This window comes from Streptomyces sp. NPDC002785 (assembly GCF_040295565.1).
Classification (GTDB): domain Bacteria; phylum Actinomycetota; class Actinomycetes; order Streptomycetales; family Streptomycetaceae; genus Streptomyces.
On record NZ_JBEOVN010000318.1, the window covers coordinates 1 to 5,207 of the forward strand.

Consider the following 5,207-nt stretch of genomic DNA (forward strand, 5'->3'; position numbering starts at 1 on the left):
CTATGAGGTCACGATCTCCGGCCGGTACACGCATTGGCACCGCTCGGAAGGCCGACGATTCAGAGTGAGGACAGCCGAAGCGTCAATCGGGGATCGGGTCAGACCCTCGAGCGGTGCCGCCTCATCCTCACAGTCGGGGATCTTGGAGCTGGCGGTGTCAACCGCTGGAACTTCTCCAGGACTTCGGCCGGTGGATGCCGCGCTGGTCCAGGAAACTCTGGAAGGCGGTCGGGCGTCGGTACGGAGGTGTTCCTCCGGTTGGCGGCAGGCCGCTGAGGCGCTCGATGTTGACGGCGATGGCAGTCAGGATGTGCTGGACGTGGGCTCTGTCCTGCCCTCGGTAGCGGCAGCGGCGCATACCGTGGCCGTGGGCGAATTCGTTGACGGTGCCCTCCACCCCGGAGCGCACCGCGTATCGGGTCTTCCACTCGGGTGTCTGCTGCTCGGTGCGGACTCGAAGCTGCAGGTCGCGGAGTTCTCGTGGTGGAAAACCCACGGTCCGGGCGTTTTCGCTGGAGCTGGTGCACTGGACGCGGGTCGGGCAGGGCCGGCACTGGCCCTTGGTGAAATTCGCCACGATCAGGGGCGCCGCAGTGGGTGACGAGGTCGGGTAGGGACCGTGCCAGCTGCTACTGACCTGGCCCTGGGGGCAGGTCACCTGTCGGTGGTCGAAGTCGATGTGGAAGTCGTCGCGGCCGAAACCCCCGCCTCGGCGGTGCTGACGAGTGGGGTTGCCCGGCAGCGGTCCGGTGACGGTGACCTGGTGTTCCCGGGCGGCCTGTTCCAGGTGGACCAAGGAGGTGTAGCCACTGTCGACCAGGTGCTCGGCGGGCAGCAGGCCGCGGCGCCGCAGACGAATATGGATGCTGGGCAGGACCTGGCTGTCGTGTGTGGTGACCGGAGTGGTGGCCACATCCGTGATCACGTTGGGGCCGTCAGGGGCACAGGTCTCGGTCAGGTGGGCGGAGAACCCTCTCCAGCTGATGATGTGTCCGTGACGCGCGTATCGGGCTGAGGTGTCGTAGGGCGAGACGATCGCCAGGGACGAGGGCGGCAGCCCCGGCCCGCCGTCCTCCTCGGTGCGCCAGAGCAGGCGGCCCGCGGCATCGCGGTAATAGTGCTGGACCATGATCTGCCGCAGGGCCTGGACCCGGGGGCCGGACGCACGGCCTGCCCCGTGCTGGTAGAGGTGTTCCAGGAGCCGGGCGGCGTCGTCGCCGGTGGTGTTGATCCTGCTCTTGGGCCGGGTGGGATTTTTGCCCAGGCGGACCGGGCGGCCGTAGCGGCGACCCCACTCCTCGTCGACCAGTCCATCCAGCAGGTGCTCGGCGACGCCGGCGACCTCCTCCAACACGGCCCGCACCGCCTCGGTGACCAGCTCCAGCCGGGTCAGGTCGCGTACCGCGGCCAGGACGTGAGTGGAGTCGGTGCGTTGTGTGGTGCGCTCGCGCACCAGACCGGCCTCCTTGAGGCGGGTCAGCGCGAGGTCGAGGAGGCGGTCGGCACGGTCGCCTTCGGCGAGACGGTCACGGAAGTCTGCCAGTACGCTGTGGTGGAAGCCGGGGTCGTCCAGTTCCAGGGCCATGGCGTACTTGAAGTCGATGCGGCAGCGCACTGCCTCGGCGGCCTGCCGGTCCGACAGGCCGAGCAGGAACTGCAGCACACAGACGGTGGCCAGCTGGGCGGGCGAGAGGCCCGGACGCCCGTCGCGCGGGTACCAGTCGGTGAAATCCTCGTCGCGCCACAGCCCGTCGAGCCGGTCGCGCACCCATATCGCCGTCGTGCCGTCCGGGTTGCTCGCCCGCGCGATCCGCGCGGTCAGAGGCGGGACTTGCTCACCGGAACGGGGGCGGAGGGACAACGGGCACCTCGACAGCTGCATCGGTCATCGGAACGACCCGAGCATGCCGGTTGATCATGCTGCCGCACCGCAAAACTCCAAGATCCCCGACTCGGTGTTATTGAGACGGACGTAGATCACCTGCACGCGCTGTCCGAATCTTGGTCTGATGCGCGCCGATGCGGTGGGCGCGGCAAGCAGCGGGCGCAGCGTGCCGGTCACAACCATCCGCTGCGCTGTGCCTGCAGGGCCATCTGGAAGCGGTTCGCGGCGCCCAGCTGGGCCATCAGGATCTGCAGGCGGCGGAACAGCGTGCGGCGACTGATGCCCATCTCGCGGGCGATGACGTCATCGCTCGCGCCGCCCGCGAGGAGCCACAGCAGGCGGCGGTCGGCGGGTGGCAGGCCGCCTGGGAGAGTGGTGCGGCCGTGGAACGGCAGGGCGTTCTGCCAGGACTGCTCGAACAGCGCCATGAGCGCGGAGAGCAGGCCGCACGGCTGCACGACCAGCATGGTGTTGTGTACGTCGGCCTCTTTGATCGACAACGACACGAGTGCGTACGCCTCGTCGATGATCACGAGTTTGACCGGCACCGACGGCAGCACCCTGGCCTGTTCGCCGGCCTTGATGCACGGTTCGATGCCCTCCTTCAGGTGGCCCGGGTGCTCCAGCGACTCCCGCGAGTACACGACACGCTGCGTCACACCGCGGGCGAGCGTGGCCAGCGCGTCGTCCGTGGCGCTGGCCAAGGGGAAGTACGGCGGTGACTCGAACTGCCGGATCTGATCGCGGGCGCTTGCCCAAGCGTGACGAATCCTGGGGCCGATGGCGTCGCCGGTGACGACCTCGACGAGATTGGCGTTGTACGCGGCGAGCCGCTGTCGCCGGAACGACTCAAACGCGCCCCCGACGGTGATGCGCGACTCCTCGACCTCGGCCACACGGTGCCGGGCGAGGATCTCCAGGCCGGCGGTCGGCGGAACCGGGGCCACCACGTCCCCGCCTTCCTCGGCGGCACTGGCCAGACCGGCCTCGACCAGCGCGCCGTAAGCCGTGGCCAGTTCCGCACCGTCCAGGCCGGCCGCGGCCGCGATCGCACTCAGCGGGGCGGGGGCCAGCTCAAGCAGTGCCAGATAGACCTGACCCGCCGCGTGATCGATGCCCAGAAGCCGAAGGGCCTCGCCGAGTTTCGCGTTCGTCATACGCCGCATTATCGATGGTTCCGGTCGGAACTGTGGCTGATCTGTGCCAGTGGCACTCTTCGGCACCGAGCACGCGCGGTGCGGGATACCGTCCGGGAGCCGCCGAAGACCGGCGGCGGCGAGAGTGCCCGAGCCCCACCGGGAGCAAGCCTGTCCGTACGGCTCACTCTGCTCCTCGCCGCTGAGGAACCCACCCAGAAGAAGGTGTATGCCGTGGCGAAAGGCCGAAAGAACGGTCTCTACTCAGGGATCTCCGAGGAACTGTCCGCTCTGATGCGAACGGGGTGGGCGGACACCGAGCGGCACGACCTGCGGCTCGGCGAGCAGGCTCCGTACGCAGCCCGTCGCCGCGCCACGCTCTCCGCGCGCTTTCCGGGCGAACGCCTCGTGATTCCCTCGGGGAACCTCAAAGTCCGTTCGAACGACGACAGTTACCCGTTCCGGCCGTACTCGGGCTACGTGCACATGACCGGAGACCAAGCCCGGGACGGTGCTCTCGTCCTCGAACCCCGAGCGGACGGCGGCCATGACGCCTACTGCTACCAGCTGCCACGGGACAGCCGGGACAACGACGAGTTCTGGACCGGCGCCACGGCGGAGCTGTGGATGGGCCGGCGCCGCTCCCTCGCCGAGTCGGAGCTCGTGCTCGGTCTGCCCTGCCGGGACGTCCGCACGGCGGCCGGTGACCTGGCCGCCGCCTCCGGTGCGCCGACCCGGATCGTCCGGGGTCTCGACCCGTCCCTGGAGGCCGCCGTCACCACCGAAGAGGAGCGCGACGCCGAACTGGAGGAGGCGCTCAGCGATCTCCGCCTCGTCAAGGACGACTGGGAGATTGCCGAGCTCCGCAAGGCCGTGGACTCCACGGTGCGCGGATTCACCGATGTGATCGGTGAGCTCTCGGGGGCGGTCGCGTCGTCCGAGCGGTGGATCGAGGGCACGTTCTTCCGCCGTGCACGCCTTGAGGGCAATGCCGTCGGCTACGGCTCGATCTGCGCCGCGGGCGAGCACGCCACGATCATGCACTGGACGGACAACGACGGTCCGGTGCGCCCGGGGGATCTGCTCCTGCTCGACGCCGGCGTGGAGACGCACACCCTCTACACCGCTGACGTCACGCGCACGCTGCCGATCAGCGGGACCTTCACGCCCCTGCAGCGCAAGGTCTACGACGCGGTGTACGCGGCCCAGGAAGCCGGCATGGCAGCCGTCAAGCCGGGCGCCGCGTACCGGGACTTCCACGAGGCGTCCCAGCGCCACCTGGCGGCACGGCTGGTCGAGTGGGGCTTCATCGAAGGCCCGGCCGACCGCGCGTACGAGCTCGGCCTCCAGCGCCGCTTCACGATGGCGGGCACCGGTCACATGCTCGGTCTGGACGTCCATGACTGTGCGCAGGCCCGGAACGAGGAGTACGTCGACGGTGTGCTGGAGCCCGGCATGGTGCTCACCGTCGAGCCCGGCCTGTACTTCCAGCCGGACGATCTCACCGTGCCCGAGGACTGGCGCGGCATCGGCGTCCGGATCGAGGACGACCTGGTCGTCACCGACGACGGTCACGAGAACCTGTCGGCGGGCCTGCCGCGGTCGGCGGACGACGTCGAGGAGTGGATGGCCCGGTTCGCGGGTTGAGTGCGTCGAACAAGACCGGCCGGCGAATGGGGGGTGGGAGAAGGGGCGGGGCTGGGTGCGCGCAGCTGCGAGTCGGTGGATTGAGGCATGGCGGAGCCATGGTGATCGACGACAACGCGGCAGATGTGCGTGCCCGGCCCCGCGCTGCCAGTGACGCAGCAGCCGAGCGACGCCGCGCCCACTCGCACTCTGCGAAGGAACAGGCTGCGGAGCCGGTTGCCGCCGCGACGTATCCAGGCCGGAGGCCGGACGCGGACGTCCCACCCGCAGCGAGCGAAGCAGTCCGCCACGCCCTGACTTCCCGGAGTCAGCCGCCGCTCCGTCCGGGCCTGACGGCGGCGAACTCCCTTCGCCGAGCGGCCCGGCATGCGGGGCGGCACCAGCCGGGCCGCCCCTGCCCAGGTCCGACGTCGACGGAGTGACGTACTCGGTGTCCTTGTCCACCTGAGGTTCCCCCGAGATGCGGAGGATGTTGACAGAGGGTCAGATGGGAATCATGAGAGGAACATCGACCATGGCCGCACCCAGGAAATATCCGT

The 5,207-nt window shown here is 69.3% G+C and carries 3 protein-coding genes; 1 reads left to right on the plus strand and 2 read right to left on the minus strand.

Annotated features, from left to right (window positions below; genetic code table 11):
• Positions 1-157: 157 nt before the first annotated feature.
• Positions 158-1,861, minus strand: a complete 1,704-nt coding sequence (locus ABTZ94_RS36105; RefSeq protein ID WP_351207452.1) for an IS1182 family transposase — start codon at positions 1,859-1,861, stop codon at positions 158-160.
• Positions 1,862-2,058: 197 nt separating this feature from the next.
• A complete protein-coding gene (locus ABTZ94_RS36110; protein WP_351207454.1) occupies positions 2,059-3,042 on the minus strand; it encodes a LuxR family transcriptional regulator in 984 nt (327 codons plus the stop codon).
• Positions 3,043-3,255: 213 nt separating this feature from the next.
• Here ABTZ94_RS36110 and ABTZ94_RS36115 point away from each other — a divergent pair, with 213 nt between their 5' ends.
• Positions 3,256-4,668 (plus strand): aminopeptidase P family protein, encoded by a 1,413-nt coding sequence (locus ABTZ94_RS36115; RefSeq protein ID WP_351207456.1) that lies wholly within the window; start codon positions 3,256-3,258, stop codon positions 4,666-4,668.
• The last annotated feature ends 539 nt before the right edge of the window (positions 4,669-5,207 follow it).

Excerpts from the sequence above, each read along its gene's own strand:
- ABTZ94_RS36110 (WP_351207454.1), bottom strand. The coding sequence starts at position 3,042 with ATGACGAACGCGAAACTCGGCGAGGCCCTTCGGCTTCTGGGCATCGAT.